The 17,609-nt window shown below is 45.4% G+C and carries 19 protein-coding genes; 8 read left to right on the forward strand and 11 right to left on the reverse strand.

Annotation, left to right across the window (positions count from 1 at the left end; all coding sequences use genetic code 11):
* The first annotated feature begins 292 nt into the window (after nucleotides 1-292).
* Nucleotides 293-1,354 (forward strand): calcium-binding protein, encoded by a 1,062-nt coding sequence (locus NDI35_RS28710; protein ID WP_445315682.1) that lies wholly within the window; start codon nucleotides 293-295, stop codon nucleotides 1,352-1,354.
* A gap of 180 nt (nucleotides 1,355-1,534) precedes the next feature.
* On the opposite strand, the gene NDI35_RS28715 is transcribed toward NDI35_RS28710, so the two are convergent.
* On the reverse strand, nucleotides 1,535-1,696 hold the full coding sequence (locus tag NDI35_RS28715; protein WP_445315683.1) for a hypothetical protein: 162 nt from the start codon (nucleotides 1,694-1,696) through the stop codon (nucleotides 1,535-1,537).
* 257 nt (nucleotides 1,697-1,953) lie between these two features.
* Here NDI35_RS28715 and petB point away from each other — a divergent pair, with 257 nt between their 5' ends.
* From petB to NDI35_RS28740, 5 genes are all read left to right on the forward strand, one after another.
* Nucleotides 1,954-2,622 carry a cytochrome b6 gene (gene petB / locus NDI35_RS28720; RefSeq protein WP_015174799.1) on the forward strand — a complete coding sequence of 223 codons (669 nt, stop codon included), beginning with the start codon at nucleotides 1,954-1,956 and terminating at the stop codon, nucleotides 2,620-2,622.
* Between the two features lie 183 nt (nucleotides 2,623-2,805).
* Entirely contained in the window at nucleotides 2,806-3,288 is a 483-nt protein-coding gene (gene petD, locus NDI35_RS28725; protein WP_333095930.1) for a cytochrome b6-f complex subunit IV, read from the forward strand.
* Between the two features lie 108 nt (nucleotides 3,289-3,396).
* Nucleotides 3,397-3,573 (forward strand): hypothetical protein, encoded by a 177-nt coding sequence (locus NDI35_RS28730; protein WP_445315684.1) that lies wholly within the window; start codon nucleotides 3,397-3,399, stop codon nucleotides 3,571-3,573.
* Between the two features lie 62 nt (nucleotides 3,574-3,635).
* Entirely contained in the window at nucleotides 3,636-3,974 is a 339-nt protein-coding gene (locus NDI35_RS28735) for a hypothetical protein (protein ID WP_445315685.1), read from the forward strand.
* A 591-nt stretch (nucleotides 3,975-4,565) separates the two neighbouring features.
* A complete protein-coding gene (locus NDI35_RS28740; protein ID WP_445315686.1) occupies nucleotides 4,566-5,126 on the forward strand; it encodes a transposase in 561 nt (186 codons plus the stop codon).
* 352 nt (nucleotides 5,127-5,478) lie between these two features.
* Here NDI35_RS28740 and NDI35_RS28745 read toward each other — a convergent pair whose 3' ends face one another.
* Nucleotides 5,479-6,219 carry a winged helix-turn-helix domain-containing protein gene (locus tag NDI35_RS28745; protein ID WP_445315687.1) on the reverse strand — a complete coding sequence of 247 codons (741 nt, stop codon included), beginning with the start codon at nucleotides 6,217-6,219 and terminating at the stop codon, nucleotides 5,479-5,481.
* 112 nt (nucleotides 6,220-6,331) lie between these two features.
* Complete coding sequence (locus tag NDI35_RS28750) at nucleotides 6,332-6,490, reverse strand: hypothetical protein (RefSeq protein ID WP_333172445.1); 159 nt, start codon at nucleotides 6,488-6,490, stop codon at nucleotides 6,332-6,334.
* A gap of 264 nt (nucleotides 6,491-6,754) precedes the next feature.
* Here NDI35_RS28750 and NDI35_RS28755 point away from each other — a divergent pair, with 264 nt between their 5' ends.
* The gene (locus NDI35_RS28755; RefSeq protein ID WP_445315688.1) at nucleotides 6,755-7,501 is read left to right on the forward strand and encodes a creatininase family protein; all 747 of its coding nucleotides are present in this window, start codon (nucleotides 6,755-6,757) and stop codon (nucleotides 7,499-7,501) included.
* 153 nt (nucleotides 7,502-7,654) lie between these two features.
* Here NDI35_RS28755 and ndk read toward each other — a convergent pair whose 3' ends face one another.
* Nucleotides 7,655-8,104 (reverse strand): nucleoside-diphosphate kinase, encoded by a 450-nt coding sequence (gene ndk / locus NDI35_RS28760; protein WP_333035325.1) that lies wholly within the window; start codon nucleotides 8,102-8,104, stop codon nucleotides 7,655-7,657.
* Between the two features lie 637 nt (nucleotides 8,105-8,741).
* Between ndk and NDI35_RS28765 the strand changes: the two genes are divergently transcribed.
* Entirely contained in the window at nucleotides 8,742-9,500 is a 759-nt protein-coding gene (locus NDI35_RS28765; protein WP_445315689.1) for a hypothetical protein, read from the forward strand.
* A gap of 1 nt (nucleotide 9,501) precedes the next feature.
* On the opposite strand, the gene proB is transcribed toward NDI35_RS28765, so the two are convergent.
* The 7 genes from proB to NDI35_RS28800 all read right to left on the reverse strand — a co-directional run bounded on the left by proB (nucleotide 9,502) and on the right by NDI35_RS28800 (nucleotide 17,122).
* Entirely contained in the window at nucleotides 9,502-10,611 is a 1,110-nt protein-coding gene (gene proB, locus NDI35_RS28770; protein ID WP_445315695.1) for a glutamate 5-kinase, read from the reverse strand.
* Between the two features lie 138 nt (nucleotides 10,612-10,749).
* Nucleotides 10,750-11,271, reverse strand: coding sequence for a YqeG family HAD IIIA-type phosphatase (locus tag NDI35_RS28775; protein WP_445315690.1), 522 nt, complete (start codon nucleotides 11,269-11,271; stop codon nucleotides 10,750-10,752).
* Nucleotides 11,272-11,420: 149 nt separating this feature from the next.
* Nucleotides 11,421-12,545: an endolytic transglycosylase MltG gene (mltG, locus tag NDI35_RS28780; RefSeq protein WP_445315691.1), complete on the reverse strand. Its 1,125-nt coding sequence runs from the start codon at nucleotides 12,543-12,545 to the stop codon at nucleotides 11,421-11,423.
* Between the two features lie 247 nt (nucleotides 12,546-12,792).
* A complete protein-coding gene (locus NDI35_RS28785; protein ID WP_333061470.1) occupies nucleotides 12,793-13,371 on the reverse strand; it encodes a DUF3727 domain-containing protein in 579 nt (192 codons plus the stop codon).
* Nucleotides 13,372-13,682: 311 nt separating this feature from the next.
* Complete coding sequence (gene ruvX, locus NDI35_RS28790) at nucleotides 13,683-14,141, reverse strand: Holliday junction resolvase RuvX (protein WP_445315692.1); 459 nt, start codon at nucleotides 14,139-14,141, stop codon at nucleotides 13,683-13,685.
* Between the two features lie 263 nt (nucleotides 14,142-14,404).
* Complete coding sequence (locus NDI35_RS28795; RefSeq protein ID WP_445315693.1) at nucleotides 14,405-15,736, reverse strand: GNAT family N-acetyltransferase; 1,332 nt, start codon at nucleotides 15,734-15,736, stop codon at nucleotides 14,405-14,407.
* 204 nt (nucleotides 15,737-15,940) lie between these two features.
* Complete coding sequence (locus NDI35_RS28800) at nucleotides 15,941-17,122, reverse strand: F420-0:Gamma-glutamyl ligase (protein ID WP_445315694.1); 1,182 nt, start codon at nucleotides 17,120-17,122, stop codon at nucleotides 15,941-15,943.
* Between the last annotated feature and the right edge of the window lie 487 nt (nucleotides 17,123-17,609).

Consider the following 17,609-nt stretch of genomic DNA (forward strand, 5'->3'; position numbering starts at 1 on the left):
ACTACTCTTTTTCTCAAATCTAGACTGTATGCCATTTTTCGGCTCCGAGTTAACAATTTTTCTTGATTTTACATCATCTTGCATTTGTCTCACATTTATTTGAAATGACTATAAATAGAAGAGAGATAGGAATAATTCCGATGCTAACAGATTTGATATCAGGACTAAAGTCCTTACAAAATCCAAAATTCAAAATTTAAAAGTGCGGGGACGGGAACAATCCAAAATCTCAAATCCAAAATCTCAAATTGAGTGACTGTACTTGTGAAATAGTTTTCAGGAGGACAAATTTATGGTAGTTATATGCGGTGACAATCTCGATAATTTATTAGTAGGTGGAATTGGCGATGATTCCCTGTGCGGGCTGGGAGGCAATGATACTCTATTTGGTTGGGGTGGTAATGACACTTTAGATGGCGGAGAAGGAAATGATAGTCTCGCAGGTGGAGTCGGTAGCGATCGCCTTTTGGGCTACTCTGGTAACGACAGTCTCAGCGGTGGCGAAGGCGATGACAAAATTGAAGGAGGTGCCGGGAATGATATTCTTGAGGGTGGCGAAGGCGCGGATTTAATCAGAGGAGAAGACAATAACGACAGTATCTTGGGAGGGGCTGGCAATGACTGTCTTTACGGCGGTCAAGGCAATGATACGGCGATCGGAGGAGATGGAGACGATCTCTTGTTTGGTGGCTTCAACAACGACTTGGTAATGGGTGGCAAAGGTAACGATCGCCTGTTGGGAGACAGTGGGAACGACACTTTAAGAGGTGACTTAGATAATGACTACATTAACGGCAATTCAGGAGACGATTTGCTTGAGGGAAATGAAGGCAGCGACACCCTGATTGGCGGGCCGGGTAATGACACCATATCGGGTTACAGCTTTTCATCAACAGGAGAACAAATCGATTATTTAATCGGGCAAAATGGAGCCGACTTATTTGTTCTCGGTTCGTCAAATGCCCGCCCTTACCTCTTCTATGGCGGTGAAGGTCGCCATGCCGTTATTGAGGATTTTAACCGGGTCGAAGGCGACAAAATCCAAGTCGTTGGTTTCGTACAAGATCGTAATGGTTCTAACTTCTTCTCTTACCGATTTGAATCTTATGATGACGGTATGACACGGGGAACTCGGATATTTGTCGGATCGGATTTAATCGCCGACGTTAAAAATGTTACAGATGTGAGTCCATCAGATTGCGCGATCGTTTCGACTGGGTTTACACCGCCATCGCGAGACTTTCCATCCTTCCCGTCTCTTCCTGAAATTCCCTTCCCGATACCGCCGCTTCTCTCTCCTTTCTCGCCACTGCTGCCAGTTTTTGTGGAAAGTTTGCCTTCTTTTCAATTGTGATAGGACTTTTACGGATGGGGTCAATCACCGACTTTTTTTACGGAAATACGCAGGTTGCAGCCATCAGATTTTGTTAGAAAGGACTGAAGTCCTTACTACAAAACAAGATTCGGTTGTACGATCCCACTGGTTCGGGTTACTCGACTGACATTAAGGGCGTTTGGGGCAGAAAGTGAAGTTTTACGATCGAGATGAAATTTGGCCTCTCCCGGCAAACCTGTTTCCGGCTCGGACTGCTTGCTGTAGCTCAGCCCTACCCGCATACCAGCTTGGGCGGATGTTGAGATTCCGAAAAAAGCCTTTTAAGAGTCCAAAAAGCGATCGGGCGCGTGAAAATTGCACGGCAATTATGTTACATTTTTTATCACAGTCTGGAATTCGATCGGGCAACGCCAGCGAGTAGGGACAAGCCACCGCTTAGTTTCCCAGGGCTTGCAGGCGATCGCACAAGAGATTTCCTTTCGTCAGCTCCAAATTTAAAAAATAGCCTCAGGCATTTGCTAGTAAAAGCAAGCTGCTCGGCGCGGGGCGACAAAAAACCTTGTGGCTGCTGCCCTGAACCTCAACCACAGCAATATTCTTTTAGGAATTCTGGCTCCATGTTTTCTAAACAAATCACCGACTCAAAAACCTACCAGTGGTTTGAGGAACGCCTGGAAATTCAGGCGCTCGCCGATGACATCACTACAAAGTATGTACCCCCGCACGTCAATATTTTCTACTGCTTGGGCGGAATTACTTTAGTTTGCTTTCTGATCCAGTTTGCCACCGGCTTCGCCATGACTTTCTATTACCGTCCCACGGTAGCAGAAGCTTTTTCTTCAGTGCAATACCTGATGACTGAAGTCAACTTCGGCTGGCTGATCCGCTCCATCCACCGCTGGTCTGCAAGCATGATGGTGCTGATGATGATTTTGCACATCTTCCGGGTTTATCTGACAGGCGGCTTCAAAAAGCCCCGCGAATTAACCTGGGTGACAGGAGTAATCTTGGCAGTCATCACTGTTTCTTTCGGCGTGACCGGCTATTCCCTGCCTTGGGATCAAATCGGTTACTGGGCAGTTAAAATCGTTTCCGGCGTCCCCGAAGCTATCCCGTTTGTCGGTTCTTTGATGGTTGAACTGCTGCGCGGCGGTGTCAGCGTCGGTCAAGGCACTTTGACTCGTTACTACAGCTTGCACACTTTTGTGTTGCCTTGGCTGATTGTAGTCTTCATGCTGGCTCACTTCTTGATGATTCGCAAGCAAGGTATCTCTGGCCCGTTGTAAATTTTGAGTTGTGGGGGCGGTATTTTTTTTGCCCCCCGCTGAATTTTGAGTTGAAAATTCAGAATTCATCGCTCATGATATTTATTTACGGCTAATACTTCCTGCGATCGCGCCGCTGATTCAAACTAACGAATACAGCGAAATGGCAGGCCCGGGTAAAACTAAAAGGAGAACACTCTCACTATGTCTATTATCAAAAAACCAGATTTGAGCGATCCCGCGCTCCGCGCTAAGCTCGCTAAGGGCATGGGTCATAATTATTACGGCGAACCAGCGTGGCCTAATGACTTGCTCTACGTTTTCCCTATAGTGATCATGGGAACGATTTCTCTGTGCGTGGGTTTGGCCGTACTAGACCCGGCTTTGGTTGGCGAGCCTGCTAATCCTTTTGCTACTCCGCTGGAAATTCTGCCGGAATGGTATTTGTGGCCTGTGTTCCAAATCCTGCGCGTTTTGCCTAACAAATTGTTGGGTATTGCTTGCATGGCCGGTGTTCCCCTTGGCTTAATTTTGATTCCGTTCATCGAGAATGTTAACAAGTTCCAAAATCCGTTCCGCCGCCCTGTTGCTACTACTGTTTTCCTGTTGGGAACTGCGGTAACCCTGTGGTTGGGTATTGGTGCTATTTTCCCGATCGACAAATCTTTCACACTGGGTCTTTTCTAAGATTTAAGTTTGCTTGATTTTGACGCCTGCGGGTTTCCTTTAAAGTGCTTTTGTACTGGTGGGAAACTTTAGCGGGCGTCATTTGATTTTAGATTTTAGATTTTAGATTTGGGATTTGCGATTTATGCTCAAGGTAGGCCGCAGCAGTTGGTAATGCCAGCAGCTCTGAAGGTGAAAGCGGTTGAGAAGTATGGCAACGTGCGGGAAATTGCCGCTAAATTTGGGGGAAGAGATAAGTTGAAGCAGGCAGTTGAACAGTTGCAGAGTTTGTTGTATTTAGCTTAATAATAATATGGAATCGATAATCAATAACTCCATATTTTTTTCTAAAATATAATAAAATCCTAGTGCAAGAAATCATAGAAAATGATGGAAAGTATATCGAAACTGTACCTTTTAGGATTGCGCCTACATTTAATACACTTAAGTTTTATTTTTTATCGCTAGATGAGGAAAATATCAACTATGCGGTCTTAGTTTCTCAAGGCAAGAGAAACACAAAAGATTCGGTCATAAAATCTGAATTGAGCTTTTACAATTTTTTGAAACTAGAAGATTTTCCTATTCACTCCTTACAATCAAAGCTTGTGGCTCAAGGCTGTGACCCTTCTTTATCTTTGCTTGGTTTGCCTTTAGGTAGATATCAAGATAGTTACAATAAATATGAAATAGAAGCTAGCATTTGATCAAAACTAATAGGATTAGTTAAAGAAGTCAATCATAATTTACGCAAAGACATTGAAAAAATGATATTAGAAACCAATGAAAATGGCTCTCCGATACTTGTTATGCTAAAAAGTTAGTAAATTTCTAAGTTTTTTAATTTTTGTTGAACATACAGCACTTCCGGGTGTTATGAGGTACTATAAGAATAGATTAAAAAAATACACCAATGAAAGCATATTCAGTAGATTTGCGGGCCTTTCATAGTAGCAGCCCATATCGAGCAGAATCTGTCTATCAGAAAAACAGCAGAAATATTTGCCTGCAGTAAAAGCTTAGTTCAAAAACTGGTCAAGCAACAAAAAATAGAGGGAAATTTACAGCCGAAACCCAGGGGGAAACCGAGATACAATCATTTGAATAATTCCACAGCATAGTTGAGAGAAATAATGGCAGCACATCCCGATGCAACCTTACTAGAATTGTGTGAGTTATTTGCCCAGAAGACCGGAAATTGGGTGGGTAGAACAGCCATGTGTAACGCCTTACAAAACTTGGGATTAAAATCGTAAAAAAAAACGGTGAGAAGTAGCCAAGCCGGAACAGAAAGAGTCATGAAGTTAAGGTTAGAGTATTGGGAAAAAGTCAAGCAGAGCGACCAAAAAAATCTAGTTTTTTTAGATGAGACTGGAGTATTACTCGGCTTAACCAGAACTCATGCTTCCAACGAGGAACGAGAGCCTATGCGGTTAAACCTTTTTACGCCCGGAAAAAAAGTTACAGTAATTGGTGCAATTAGTTTGAAGCGAGTAGTGGCACTCATGACAATGGATAACTCAATGGATGGCAAAGCATTTGAGGTATTTATTGAGCAATGTTTAGTGCCACAATTGTGGTCGGGAGCAGTAGTAGTGATGGATAATTTACCCGCGCATAAACTAGATTCAATTACATCGATGATTGAATCTGTCGGTGCTTCTATTTTATGTTTGTCCCCATACTCTCCTGATTTTAATCCGATTGAATTATGGTGGTCGCAACTTAAATCTTTATTGATCCAGTTTTCGCTAACCACCACTAAAATGGTGGATACGATAATTGCTGTGGCTCTTGACTTAATTAATCCGAAACATCTCAAAAACTGGTTTACTAATTGCTGCTACTGTACCTCATAACATCCGGAAGTGCTGTATCTCCTCAGATGGTGTAGAGCCGACCAATAATGCCGCGCTCGATAGCCATTCGCCCTGCTGTGCCGCAGGCGACGGACTAGCTTTGGTTCAGATTCAGCAGCAGGAAGTCTGTTTGTTGCCCGTTTACTCACCGTCGTGTCTTCTCTCAAGCTGCAAGACCGGAATATTCTTGAGTTCCTGACTGAATCTGTCTTGAGTACTCGTTCTGGTCGGATTCCTCCTTCTCTTCTGCCACGCTAACCCCGTGAACTTCTACCAAATAAGGACACAAAAATATTGTATCCTTATTTGTCTATTTGACTGCAACTTGCCACCCTACAACTGATTTTAAAATTTAACCAAATCGATAGCCGAACCCGCGTACCGTAATGATATATTCCGGTTGACCCGGATCTATTTCCAACTTTTCGCGTAGCCAGCGGATGTGAACATCAACTGTTTTGCTGTCTCCGATAAAATCTTGGCCCCAAATTTTTTCCAGCAACTGATCACGAGACCAAACTCGCCGGGGATAACTCATAAATAGTTCTAGTAAGCGAAACTGTTTAGGAGAAAATTTCACTTCCAGACCACGAACCAACACGCGGCACTCTTCAGGATACAAAGTTATGCTCTTATATTGCAGCATCATCGGTTGTCGCAAATGACCGAGGCGCTGGCGTCGCATCAGCGCCCGACAGCGAGCGATAAACTCCCGCATTCCAAAAGGCTTGGTCAGATAATCATCCGATCCGGCTTCGAGGTAAAAAGCGCAATTATTGGCACTTCCTCTAGCACCTATAATCAAAATAGGGACGGGATTTCCTTGATGCCGTAACATTCGACACAGATCCAAACCGTTAATTGAATCCATAATTAACAGGTTGAAGGCAAATTCACCCTGGTATGACGAAGCAGCCTGTACAGAAGGTAGAGCGTTACGCCCGTCGCTAGTAACCACCACCTCATAGCCCTGTTCTTTAAGGGCTAAAGCTAGCATTTCCCGCAACAGATCTTCACCTTCCAATAACAAGATACGGCCGGCTTGTCCAACAGCCAACCTTGAAGGACTTTCGCTTAATTCAGCAGAAGACATAAATATCAGTGGGAGTGATGTTTGTATGTGGCTAGCGCGATGTACCTTCTTCAGTAGCTGAGGTACTCTCGCGCTGCGATCGCTTGTACGCGATCGCCATTTGTTCGATCGCTTAGAATCTTTCGCCAGCCCATCCCACAGACACGCGCTCGACCTTTGCTACTTGCTCGTGTAAGGAATACAGCCGTAGAGCAGTTGTCGGAACCGCGCTGTCTGCCTGCGTCCAGGCCACAGAAGTCTGGTCATTTTTCGGGGTCGGTGTTAATTTCATAAAACATTGCCCGCTGTTAATTGACCACGTAACACCCAATCTAGAGGGATATGCTTGTTATACTACTCTTAAAAGGTTATTAAAAGGTAAAGTTTTGGCTATCAAATGGTTAAATTATTAACGTTAAGTAATATAACGGTAAAGGTGCGATGGCACTGTAGAGCTTTTTTTAAGAATACAATAATAAGTTTGCCCAAAGTCCTTTTTTTCCCCGTGCCGGCTACGATCGACGATAGCAAGTAAAAATTCTGTAGACGGCCTATCATGTTGCTGCATTTGAGTACCTGGTCCGAAGTAGAAGCTTATCTCGAAAGCTCCCGAGGCATAATTATCCCGATCGGCTCCACGGAACAGCACGGGCCCACCGGCTTGATCGGGACTGACGCCATTGCTGCCGAGGCGATCGCCCGCGGTGTCGGCGAAGCTGCCAATGCCTTAATCGGCCCCACAATTAATGTCGGGATGGCATTGCATCACACCAGCTTTCCCGGCACAATCAGCTTCCGACCCCAGACGCTAATACTGGTAATCAGGGATTATATCACATCTTTGGCAAAAGCGGGATTTGAGAAATATTTCTTCATTAACGGTCATGGTGGCAACATTGCGACAATGAAAGCAGCATTTTCCGAGACATACGCGCATTTGTCAGACTTGCATTTACCCAATGCCGATAAAATCCAGTGTCAAATCGGCAACTGGTTCATGTGCGGTTCAGTTTACCAACTAGCAAAAGAATTATACGGAAACCAAGAAGGTTCCCACGCCACCCCCAGCGAAGTCGCCTTAACCCAGTACCTTTATCCAGAAGCAATCAAGCAAGCTCCGCTTTCGGAAGAAGTCGGTTCCGGGCACAAAATTTACGGTGCAGCAGACTTCCGCCGCCGATTTCCCGACGGGAGAATGGGTTCAAATCCGGGCTTAGCAACCCCCGAACACGGTCAACAGTTTTACGAATTAGCAGTCAAAGAATTGACTAATAATTATTTGGAGTTTTTAAGTTCCGATTAACGTTTTTTCTTCTCGTTACCAGCAAGCTCCTGGTAACGAGTAAAAATCTCAAACTATTCTATATTTTACAGTTATGAGTGAGTCAGCGACATGATATTTCATCTGTCTAAGAAAGGCTATATCTCCCGATTAACCACCGGGAGAATATCAAAACTATTCCACAATCCAAGGAGTTAAACAAGGTGTCCAAGCACTTAATTCTTCTTCCTTGAACCAAAGGCTAATTTCCGCACGGGCAGTCTCGACAGCATCAGAACCGTGAATGAGATTACGGCCGACATTGACGGCAAAATCTCCCCGAATTGTCGCAGGTTCTGCATTCAGAGGATTTGTGGCGCCAATGATTTTTCTCGCCGATGCCACAACGCCATCGCCTTCCCAAACCATCGCCACTACAGGGCCTGAAGTGATAAAGTTTACCAATCCAGCAAAGAAGGGTTTTTCTTTGTGAACATCATAATGTTGTTCCGCTAGTTCGCGACTCGCCGTCATCAGCTTCATGCCAACTAACTTAAAGCCCTTGGCTTCAAAACGACCGATAATTTCGCCGACGAGTCCGCGCTGTACGCCGTCGGGCTTAATCGCTAAAAAAGTCCGTTCCAAGATTAACTCCTATAATTGTGTTAACTGATCCAAAAGATAGAGTAACTCAGAACGCACCTAAAGGCAATTCTGAGAATTGGAAATTGTCATTTGGAGACTTATGGCCGCCGGAAGAAGGAATAAGGAATAAGAAGAGGGAAGAGAAAAGAGGGAAGAAGCAATAAAAGCAAGGGTTAAAGAAACCGGGTTTCTCAGAAAAATTTTTCTTGAGTAGCGATGAATCTCCGAAGAAACCCGGTTTCGAGACTTCTATGCGTCTAGGACTGATTTACATGGAGCACCGCGATTTTGTAAAAAGCATCTTTTAGGAGTGCGAACAGGATGCTCACTTGCCTAAATAAGCTAATCAGCATTTAACTTGCAAAAAAAAAATAATCTAGCTCTTGTGGGGTTGCTTTGAGCAAGGCCTGAAATATGCAATCTAAATGTAGAACATTTTATCTCTAGCGAACCAGATGCTCGAACTTCTGGCACAATATGATACAAGTCACAATTTCGTGTGACTGCCAACACTCTTACCTATGATCTAAAATACAAATATGTATGATAATAAACACAATTATTTATGCTCGACAATATAGATAATTAACGGAGGTATGAAGATTATCTTGACAGCAACCATTTAGGCGAAAAAAGTATGAAAGCCATCGTAGCATTCATTGAACCCAAAAAGCAAGAGTTTGCCAAATTGCCCTTGTTTGACTTTCTAGCCAACAAAGATATTCACGCGAATCAACGACTAATTTTTGCACCTGTACTCGCTCCTTTGGCTGTGGGATTGAGCGATTTAAATAAATATGTACTGCGAGAATCTTCTAGTAATAACAAAGTTCAGGAACTCATTAATAAATATACTTATAAAAAAAACTATTATTGGCACGACTATCTAGAATACCTAGAGGAACTTGGCTTAAACCAATTAATGAGTTACGGCGATTTCAGACTGCTTTGGGGTGAAGAAACTAAAAAAACTCGATCGCTTTGTTCAGTGATCGAACGCTACGCTTGGAAAGCTTCTCCCATTCAGAAACTGGTGTTAGTAGAAGCCCTCGAAGGAACGGCTCAAGTTTTTTTTGAAGCGGCGCTAGCAGTGGTAAAAGAATTACAGCCAATTACCGAAAAAGAATCTCTTGATTTTGAAGGAGGTTATGGGGGTTTAGAAAATTATCACCTTTTAAACACGCCAGAGATGTTGCAGCTTTTAGCAGAGATCAAACTTACTAATTCGGAATACCAAGCAGCTTTAGAATTAGCACAAAATGTATTTCAACTGTTTACAGAAGCGATGAACGAGCTGTTCCGACACAGCCAAACAAATTCTTGCAAGACTGTGCTGCAAATATCCTCAATTTCTGCCTTCGCTCATTGCCCGATCGACTGTCTCGATATTGGGTAGTTTAAACAATCACTAAATTATCTCGGTGTACCGCCGTTTCTACGCCTGCATAGCCTAAAATCTCAGCAATTTTCTCTGACTTGCACCCCTGGATTTGTCTCAATTCTAAACTGCTATAATTCACAAGTCCTCTAGCAATTTGCTTGCCGGCTGCGTCGCACAACTGCACGGAATCATCAGCTTGAAATTCTCCTTCTACTTGAGCAATACCCGCAGCTAAAAGCGATTTTCCACCGTGGGAAATGGCCTTAACGGCACCCGCATCTAAATATAGTTTTCCTGCCGGAATTAGCACGTTAGCTATCCAATGTTTGCGAGCGTTTACAGGGCGCGGTTGAGGCTCAAATTGAGTGCCGATCGACTCTCCGTTAAGTATTTTCTCGATATTACCAGGAAAGCAGCCGTCAGTGATGACAGTCCGCACTCCCGATGCAGTTGCTATTCTCGCTGCTTCAATTTTTGTCACCATACCGCCGGTTCCCCAACCGCTGCGGGAATCTCCTGTTTGCACCTGAAATTCTGTGAGCTGTGCCATACTTTGGACTAGGGCGATCGGCTGCGCGTCTGGATTGCTGCGCGGATCGGCGGAATACAGCCGATCGACATCTGTGAGCACAAACAACCAATCTGCTTCTACCAAACTCGCTACTAGCGCCGAAAGCGTATCGTTATCGCCAAATTTGAGCTCGTCTACCGCCACAGTATCGTTTTCATTGACGATCGGAATCACGCCCAACCTCAGCAGTTGCTGAAAAGTATTGCAAGCGTTAACATAACCGTTACGCTGCACTAAATCGCCCCTGGTGAGCAATACTTGAGCGATTGGCTGTTGTAGAGTAGTAAACAAGTCATCGTACACACGCATCAGCCGCCCTTGACCCACAGCCGCCACAGCCTGTTTCAGAGCAATATTTCGCGGGCGTTCCGTCAAACCCAAGCGCGCGCAGCCAACCCCAACCGCACCCGAAGAAACCAAAACTACTCGATGACCTTGCTGCCGCAAACCGGCTAAAATTTCGACCAATGCAGCAATAGTTGAAAGAGCTAAGTTTCCTGTAGTCGATCGAGTCAGAGTCGAAGTTCCAATTTTAACAACAATAGTTTTAGTCAGTTGTCTGTTGACTGTTGACTGTTGACTGTTGACTGTTGACTGTTGACTGTTGTCTGTTGCCATTAGTTACCAATTCCTAATTACAAATTCCCAATCTCCCATGCCCCATGCCCCATGCCCCATGCCCAATTCCCAATTTTAATCTTTAATTTTCAGAGAAGCCCCCAAAGCTTGAGAAACCCAAACTTCAAAAGAGCGCACCGGATACTTCCGAAGCGCATACCCAGCATCAACCATTGGTTCCACTAAAATAGTAAACATACCCAAACGATTGCCTGCCAAAACATCAGTAAAAAGTCGATCGCCCACCATCGCCACCTGTTCCACCGGCAAATTCATTGCATTAATAGCTTTTCGCAACTTGCGGCGCGACGGCTTAGCCGCACCCGTGATGTAAGGTAGATTCAAAGAATCAGCAATTCGACCGATCCGATTTTGACTTAAATTATTGCTCGCCAGCCATAGCGATACCACGGGTTTAATTTCTTGCACCCACAAGCTGAGTTCAGGAGAAGCATTCATTGCCGTAATGGGAACAAGAGTTTCGTCCACATCCAACACTAATCCTTTAATCTGATATTTCTGCAGAATATCAGCCGTTAACTTCATGACTGAATCGCCTAGAACTAAGTCAGGCTGTAATAGTTTACCCCAAGTCATAATGAGTTTAGATTTTAGATTTTAGATTTTAGATTGAGAAATAAGAAATTGAGAGTTAAAGATTCAAAAAGTAAAAAATCAAAAGTGAATAATTATTGCTTTTCCTTTGTGACTTTTGACTTTTTACTTTTTTATTAGTCATTGCCAATCTATGGATTCGATCGCAACTGCTGGTCAACTTTAGCAATCGCAGCATCGTGTTCCGCCTGCGTGCGGCTAAAAATGTGAGTGCCGTCGTATCGAGCCATAAAATACAGATATTCTGTCTTTTCCGGAGTCAGAGTCGCTTCCAGACTTGCGATTCCCGGAGATGCGATCGGAGTTGGGGGTAGTCCTGGATTTATATAAGTATTGTAAGGAGAAGGCGTTTCTACTTGCTTAAAAGTCAGAGGCTTTTCCTTAGTTTGCCTGATGCCGAGGGCGTATTCAACTGTCGGGTCAGATCCCAACGTCATACCCTTATTCAGACGGTTGTTGAATACTCCAGAAATGCGGTTCCGCTCGGAAGCAACCACAGCCTCTTTTTCTACAATACTAGCCAGCGTCACCCACTCTTTCAAATCCAGCTTAGTATTCTTCTGATTCTTTTGATAGATCGGCAAAGCCAACTGCTCGAAACGACCGAGCATTTGCTTAATGACAGCTTCCGGGCTAATTGCATCGCCGTCTAGCTGATAAGTATCCGGGTACAAAAACCCTTCCAAGTGAGGCAGGCCACTCGGTAGCCAAGGGTACTGAGCGTAGGGAACTTGACTCGCCACCGCCATAAACTCCTTAGCCGGGAAAAAACCTTGCGCTTCAAAATAAGCGCTCATTTGTTGCAGCGACCACCCTTCTGGAATCGTGAAACTCTGCTGTACAACTTCGCCCTTCCAAATTTTGTCAGCAACTGCACTCAGAGGCTGAGTCGGCGACAGTTGGTAAGTTCCTGCTTGAAAACCTCCCTCGCGGTTTTGCAGAGTCAGCCAGCGGGCCCACATATTCCATGCCGAGCTCGATCGAATCAACCCCGCAGCCTCTAAATCCCGCCCGATTTTTTGACTGGGAGTACCCTCCGGGATTTGGATCAAAACACCAGCATCCTCTGGCGGAGAAGTTGACGTTTCAGCTATTTTAGGCGGGGCGGAAGCCCAGCTCCACCAAGCCCAGCCCTGCCAAGCGCAAACTCCCCAGATTGCCGGCAGCAACGCCAGATAAAACAACCATTTAGAGACTTGCGGAGTAGCTTTTCGGCTCTCGCGCGCGCTGCCTTTTGTCATTTGTTCTTTATTCATAGTCCGTTGTCCTGGATAAGCGGCGGGTAACTAGCGACTAATGACTGATGACCTGCGATTGATGACCGAAAAGTTAGGGATACAAGCCCTTTAAAAGACCCAATCCACGCGGCCCAATTCAAAAGCCCGATCGCGAAGGCAGAAGGAGCAATCTCGAAAAAGTTCGATCGGGCGAGCAGTTTACTTTTTTATAAAATAGTAAAAAATTCTGCTTTTTGCCATCAGACCTTGTGCCTGCAATTAATATCTAATCAAGCTCGTCAAAGAACTGGTCTTCCAGCATAGGTAACATCGGTTCCAGCCTTTGGAACTCTTCTTCCGAGAGCAATTCTGGCTTGCCGTCGTCATCCATTCTAGCCAAGATAAAGAACGGGTCGAGAGGCGTATAAATCGCATATTCCTGTTCTTCGTGGTAGAAACTGGTCAGCCACATCAGCTCCTCGAACTCCGACTCCTCATCGGGATCGACATCGGATGCCATATCCTCTTCGGGAAATTCTGGCAACTCGCCAACCACAGTCAGCGTCACCGCCGTGCGTAGGAGCGTCAAGTTCTGCTCTTGCAGCACAACTTTAGCTGTATCAAAAATTTTGTCAATTTCGGTCTCGTCTTCTACAGGAATTGCTGCTTCGTCGTTATCGTCTCCCTGCCAAGTAAAAATTTCTACTGGCGAGTCAATTGGAAGCAGCAAAGCGTATTCTTGACCTTCTAGATTCATAGAATATTCTATGTTGCAAGTCAGCGATCGCCCAACTTCATCCGTCAAGGTGACGGACTCTTCGTTGGAATTGCCATTCTCTTTTTTGCGGTATGGGGATGAGGACATCGCGTGTATCTTATTTTCCGTCAATAATTCAGTAACGTTGGCTTGACAATTGGGAATTTTCGTGGCGATATTCTGGCTAAGTGGGCGATCGCCAGTCCACCAGCTTAAACCGCGAGACTCGCGGCCTTTGCCACAGGCGAGGAGTGCAGCGTTTAAATCTCAGTCGAGTCAGCAAGCGACACTGAGGACAAATCACGATTGTGTGCTTCTTCAGTACCGAGGTACAGCAGAATTTTCTCCAGTTTGTCAAGGGTTACAGGTGTGCGTAGCAAACTTGCACAACCAGGATATCACGCCTTCGTTACCAGCTATCAAGGATTGGGAGGGGCGGAGATATTTTGCCTCCGCTCGTCTAGCCACTGCTGCAAAATCAGGGCCGCTGCTTTGCGATCGATCGCACCCTTATTTTGCGACACCCAAATCCCTTGTGTTTTCATCAATTCCTCTGCCTCAACCGAAGTCAGGCGCTCGTCCACGTATTCTAGGGGGATCTCTAAGGCTGCGGCGATGCGATTCGCATATTTCTGCACTTGTCGGGCTTGAGCACCCAATTCTCCGTTCAGGGAGTAGGGCAAGCCTGCCACCAAAATTTGCACTCTCCGCTCTCGCACGAGTTCTCGGAGATAAGCTACGTCTCGCTCGAAGGACGATCGTACCAGAGTTGTAATGCCCGTAGCTATTAAACCCGTGCCGTCACACCCGGCGATGCCGACTCGTTTGAGGCCGATATCTAATCCCAGTGCTGAAATCCATAATTTATCGTTGGACATTATCAATCAAGCAATTTTAGATTTTAGATTTTAGATTTTAGATTTACTTCTTTGTTAGTTGCCGATTTTTTAACGAACCGCGAAGACGCGAAGAACGCGAAGAAAGAAGAGAAGAAAGTAAGAAGAAGATAGGTAATCTTAGGTTGATATCAATCAAAAGCAGAAGGGATATTTTGGGATTATGACAGAAAAAAAATAGAATTTTTTGGATGATTAATTCTATTTTTTTCTGTCTTCTACCTTTTACCTTCTGCTTTCACTTATTAAGAATTGAGTTCTCCGGGCCAGCCGCCGTCTAGAGGCAACTCTGGCAGATTTAAAGGCAAAATGCTGCTGCCATCAGTTGCTGCTGATTCGGAATTTTGGCTGCCCAAGGGGTTAACTTGATTGGCTTGGCTGTTTCCTGAGTCAGCCAACAGCGGTTTTATCTCAGACGACGCGGGCCCTGCTGCTGCTTCCCCAGCCATCGGGCCGAGCCAGGACATCCGGCCCGGTACTGGTTTGCGTGTTGGCTGGAAGCTTTGCAGCATTTCAGATAGCTGGAGTCCTTCGAGAGAGACTAACTTGGACTCGCGCAATTTGTGCCACACCGATCGAGACATCAGCAAACTGTGTTCCACACGCACTGCTCCAAATTGCTCTAAATAAGCTTCCCGTTCCGGCTGATAGTCAGCGGAAGCCAGTTGCAGGCTTTGAACTGGGAAATCTTGAACAAGGCGCGCCATCTGGGCCAGCAGTTCTGGGTAAAGCCAAGTGTAGGCCGGGTGTACAGTCAACTGGGCGACGTGCGGTTGCTGGCCATTGCGGGATAGCTGCACCTGAAAATAGCCGATCGCGGCTTTGCGCTGCGGTTCAAACACGTAGCCGCTAACTACCTCGGTTTTTCCCAGCCACTGTCTGACACCTTCGACTAAAGCGCCGAAAAAACTGGTTTTGAAATCTTGAATGTGCCGATCGAATACTTGGCGTACCAGTGGCGGCATAGACGCAGTATCCAGTTGATAGAGCAACTGAGCGTCTGCGTTGCTAACAGGCAGCAGGTTTGGCAAATCTGGCGTCGAGGAAGCCATTTCTTGCAGGCGTTCTGGGGCGATCGTCCAGTATGTCATCTGGGCCAAAGGCTGAAACCCGTTCTGCCGATACAAAGCCAAGGAAGTTTTGTCGCCGACATTCACTTCCAACAGCCACGTCCGCGCTTCCCAGACTGCCTCAAAGCAGTACCGCAGCAGCATTGAACCAATTCCTTTGCTGCGGGCTTCCGGGTCTACTCCTATGCGATCGATCCGCCAAGTGCTGCGGGTACGGTTGAAAGGAGAAATCTGAATTATGCCCTTAACAGTCCCCTCTTCTTCGGCAACATGGGCACGGAACAGGGACTGACAAGGGTTGGGAAACAAGCTAAAAATCTTTAGTAGTCCGTACCAGCGGCGAATCTGCTGCAACTTTCTACCTAGTACCACGTCGCAGCTTCCGCCCTTGCTGTTTTCTGGCTCTTCGGCTGTTTCCGCGCACAGTTGTTCCATCACCTCGATGTCGCGATACTGAAACGGGCGAATCACAACCTGGTTTTGGTTTTGGGAGGGAAATGAAGTCATAGCATAAAAGTGGAGAATGGAAATTTAAAAATAAAAATTCAGAAAGGGGAAGAGTTATAGAAGTTTTGAGTTTTGAATGGGTAAATTTTGAGTTCAAAACTTATAACTTTTGATTCTTCTCCCTTTCTTGCGCGATCGAAAATTAAAAATTTCAAATCATCTTTTTGAATTTTTAATTTGAATTTTTAATTTTCTGTTTTCAACTCAAGATTTTTGTGGCAGAGGTCGAATTACAACGACCGGTGTTCGCTCGTCAGCATTCCCGGCGGGGTTGCTTCGCAAGGCTTGCTCTAAGAATGTTACCGATAAATCGGAGGTCGCTGCTAATATCTTAACTGCTTTCAAGTCATTAGCGTCTACGATCGCCGCTGCAAGTCCGGTTTCTCGTTGAATTTCTTCTACAACTTGCTGAGGATTGTCCGGCCCGAGGACAATAAATTGGTCGAAGGGAGGCAAAGTCCCGGTAACATCGTCGATCAGCCTGGCTTGTTCCCCTGCTAGTTGGTAAAAGACTCCCGGTTTGCCAAATATTTTGGCCACAGCGCCGAGGGCAAATGCCCCTACTACGCGCCAAGGGCCGACTACATCAACTAACGTCTGCATTCCGCAAGCCGTGGCCAAACTCGACGTGGGCAAGAAAAACAAACACACTCGCTTTGCCGCCCATCCTGGTTTGACTTCGCTGGGATGGCGGTAGCGTCCCTGCATCAAAGCTAGGGGAGTTTCTGCCAGGGCGACAATATCGCCTTTCTGAGCGCGCGGCAGCACGTACCGCTTGACTATTTCGACTGGATTGTCCAATTCCGCCAGTATGTGAGTGCGAATCGGCAAGACTTCTGCAACTCCGACATTTCTGGCGATGGGTACGGTGTCCGAGTTGGGAAATTGCAGGGGAACTACTACGTTACGGACTTTGGGGAGGCGGCCACTTGGGCCGTAGGTGACGAAATGTATTTGCACCCAAGCTGATTGCAATTTGGTTAAATCTTGCCCTTGAATGTCTACAGAGACTTTAATTTTCGTGTTTTTTTGGGCTTTAACAATATAGCCGAACCAGTAATCGTCTGCTCTGGCTGCTGCCTCTTTGTGGCAAGGAATCACCTTTGTCTGGGAAGTAACGCCCTCCAAACTTCCGTCTGACAGCAGTTTCACCTGCGCCCGGACTTCCGGCAACATAATCTCAAAGCGCTGTGTCAGGTTGCGGAACTCCATTTCCCCGACTAAAAGATAGCGGTTGGGTTCCGAGATGGCTAAGTGCCATTCTCCGGCTGTTAGTTCTAGTTTATTTGCACTCCCAGTCCGGCGATAGTTCAACTCTAGGCCCAATCCGCCCAATGCTAGCAGCGAACCGGCTGCTGCGATTCCTGTTGCTAAAGTCTCAATCACTCTAATTACCGCCAATAATATTTTGTGTTTACTGTAGTCGATATCGGGTACTTTGAGCGCCGATCCGGTAGTAATTGGATTGTGTTCAGTTTGTTGGGGGCGATCGAACTTATGCCCAATTACACGTAAGTGCGATCGCCTCTGGTGGCTAAAGCGGTCAAGTTTCTGTTCAAAGAGTTCTCCTCGTGAGTTAGATCACTCCCAAATCTGGCGTTGCTTAATCAGGGTATGAAAAAAACAAGTTGAAAATCACGAAGCTTTGTGGATACTGGTTTCTCTCACTTGCATATTTAGCCTTTCCTACCGTAAATCAACAACCTCTACAAAACAAATCACTTAATTCAATAATTAAATTGCTAATTTTTTTAAATATATATAGCAATCCTAAATGATTTTCTATATCTAGAGCAATCCTAAATGATTTTCTCTGTGTAAGTATATTGACGTATTTTGGGGAAATCAAATTTATGTTCGTTAGTAAAAAACT

This window comes from Microcoleus vaginatus FACHB-2002 (genome assembly GCF_040004035.1).
Taxonomy (GTDB): Bacteria; Cyanobacteriota; Cyanobacteriia; order Cyanobacteriales; family Microcoleaceae; genus Microcoleus; species Microcoleus vaginatus_C.

Coding starts and splice junctions, on each gene's coding strand:
- NDI35_RS28795 (WP_445315693.1), bottom strand. CDS start 15,736: ATGACTTCATTTCCCTCCCAAAACCAAAACCAGGTTGTGATTCGCCCG.
- NDI35_RS28755 (WP_445315688.1), top strand. CDS start 6,755: ATGTTGCTGCATTTGAGTACCTGGTCCGAAGTAGAAGCTTATCTCGAA.
- NDI35_RS28765 (WP_445315689.1), top strand. CDS start 8,742: ATGAAAGCCATCGTAGCATTCATTGAACCCAAAAAGCAAGAGTTTGCC.
- NDI35_RS28775 (WP_445315690.1), bottom strand. CDS start 11,271: ATGACTTGGGGTAAACTATTACAGCCTGACTTAGTTCTAGGCGATTCA.
- NDI35_RS28740 (WP_445315686.1), top strand. CDS start 4,566: ATGAAGTTAAGGTTAGAGTATTGGGAAAAAGTCAAGCAGAGCGACCAA.
- petD (WP_333095930.1), top strand. CDS start 2,806: ATGTCTATTATCAAAAAACCAGATTTGAGCGATCCCGCGCTCCGCGCT.
- NDI35_RS28750 (WP_333172445.1), bottom strand. CDS start 6,490: ATGAAATTAACACCGACCCCGAAAAATGACCAGACTTCTGTGGCCTGG.
- mltG (WP_445315691.1), bottom strand. CDS start 12,545: ATGAATAAAGAACAAATGACAAAAGGCAGCGCGCGCGAGAGCCGAAAA.
- NDI35_RS28710 (WP_445315682.1), top strand. CDS start 293: ATGGTAGTTATATGCGGTGACAATCTCGATAATTTATTAGTAGGTGGA.
- NDI35_RS28785 (WP_333061470.1), bottom strand. CDS start 13,371: ATGTCCTCATCCCCATACCGCAAAAAAGAGAATGGCAATTCCAACGAA.
- NDI35_RS28745 (WP_445315687.1), bottom strand. CDS start 6,219: ATGTCTTCTGCTGAATTAAGCGAAAGTCCTTCAAGGTTGGCTGTTGGA.
- ruvX (WP_445315692.1), bottom strand. CDS start 14,141: ATGTCCAACGATAAATTATGGATTTCAGCACTGGGATTAGATATCGGC.
- petB (WP_015174799.1), top strand. CDS start 1,954: ATGTTTTCTAAACAAATCACCGACTCAAAAACCTACCAGTGGTTTGAG.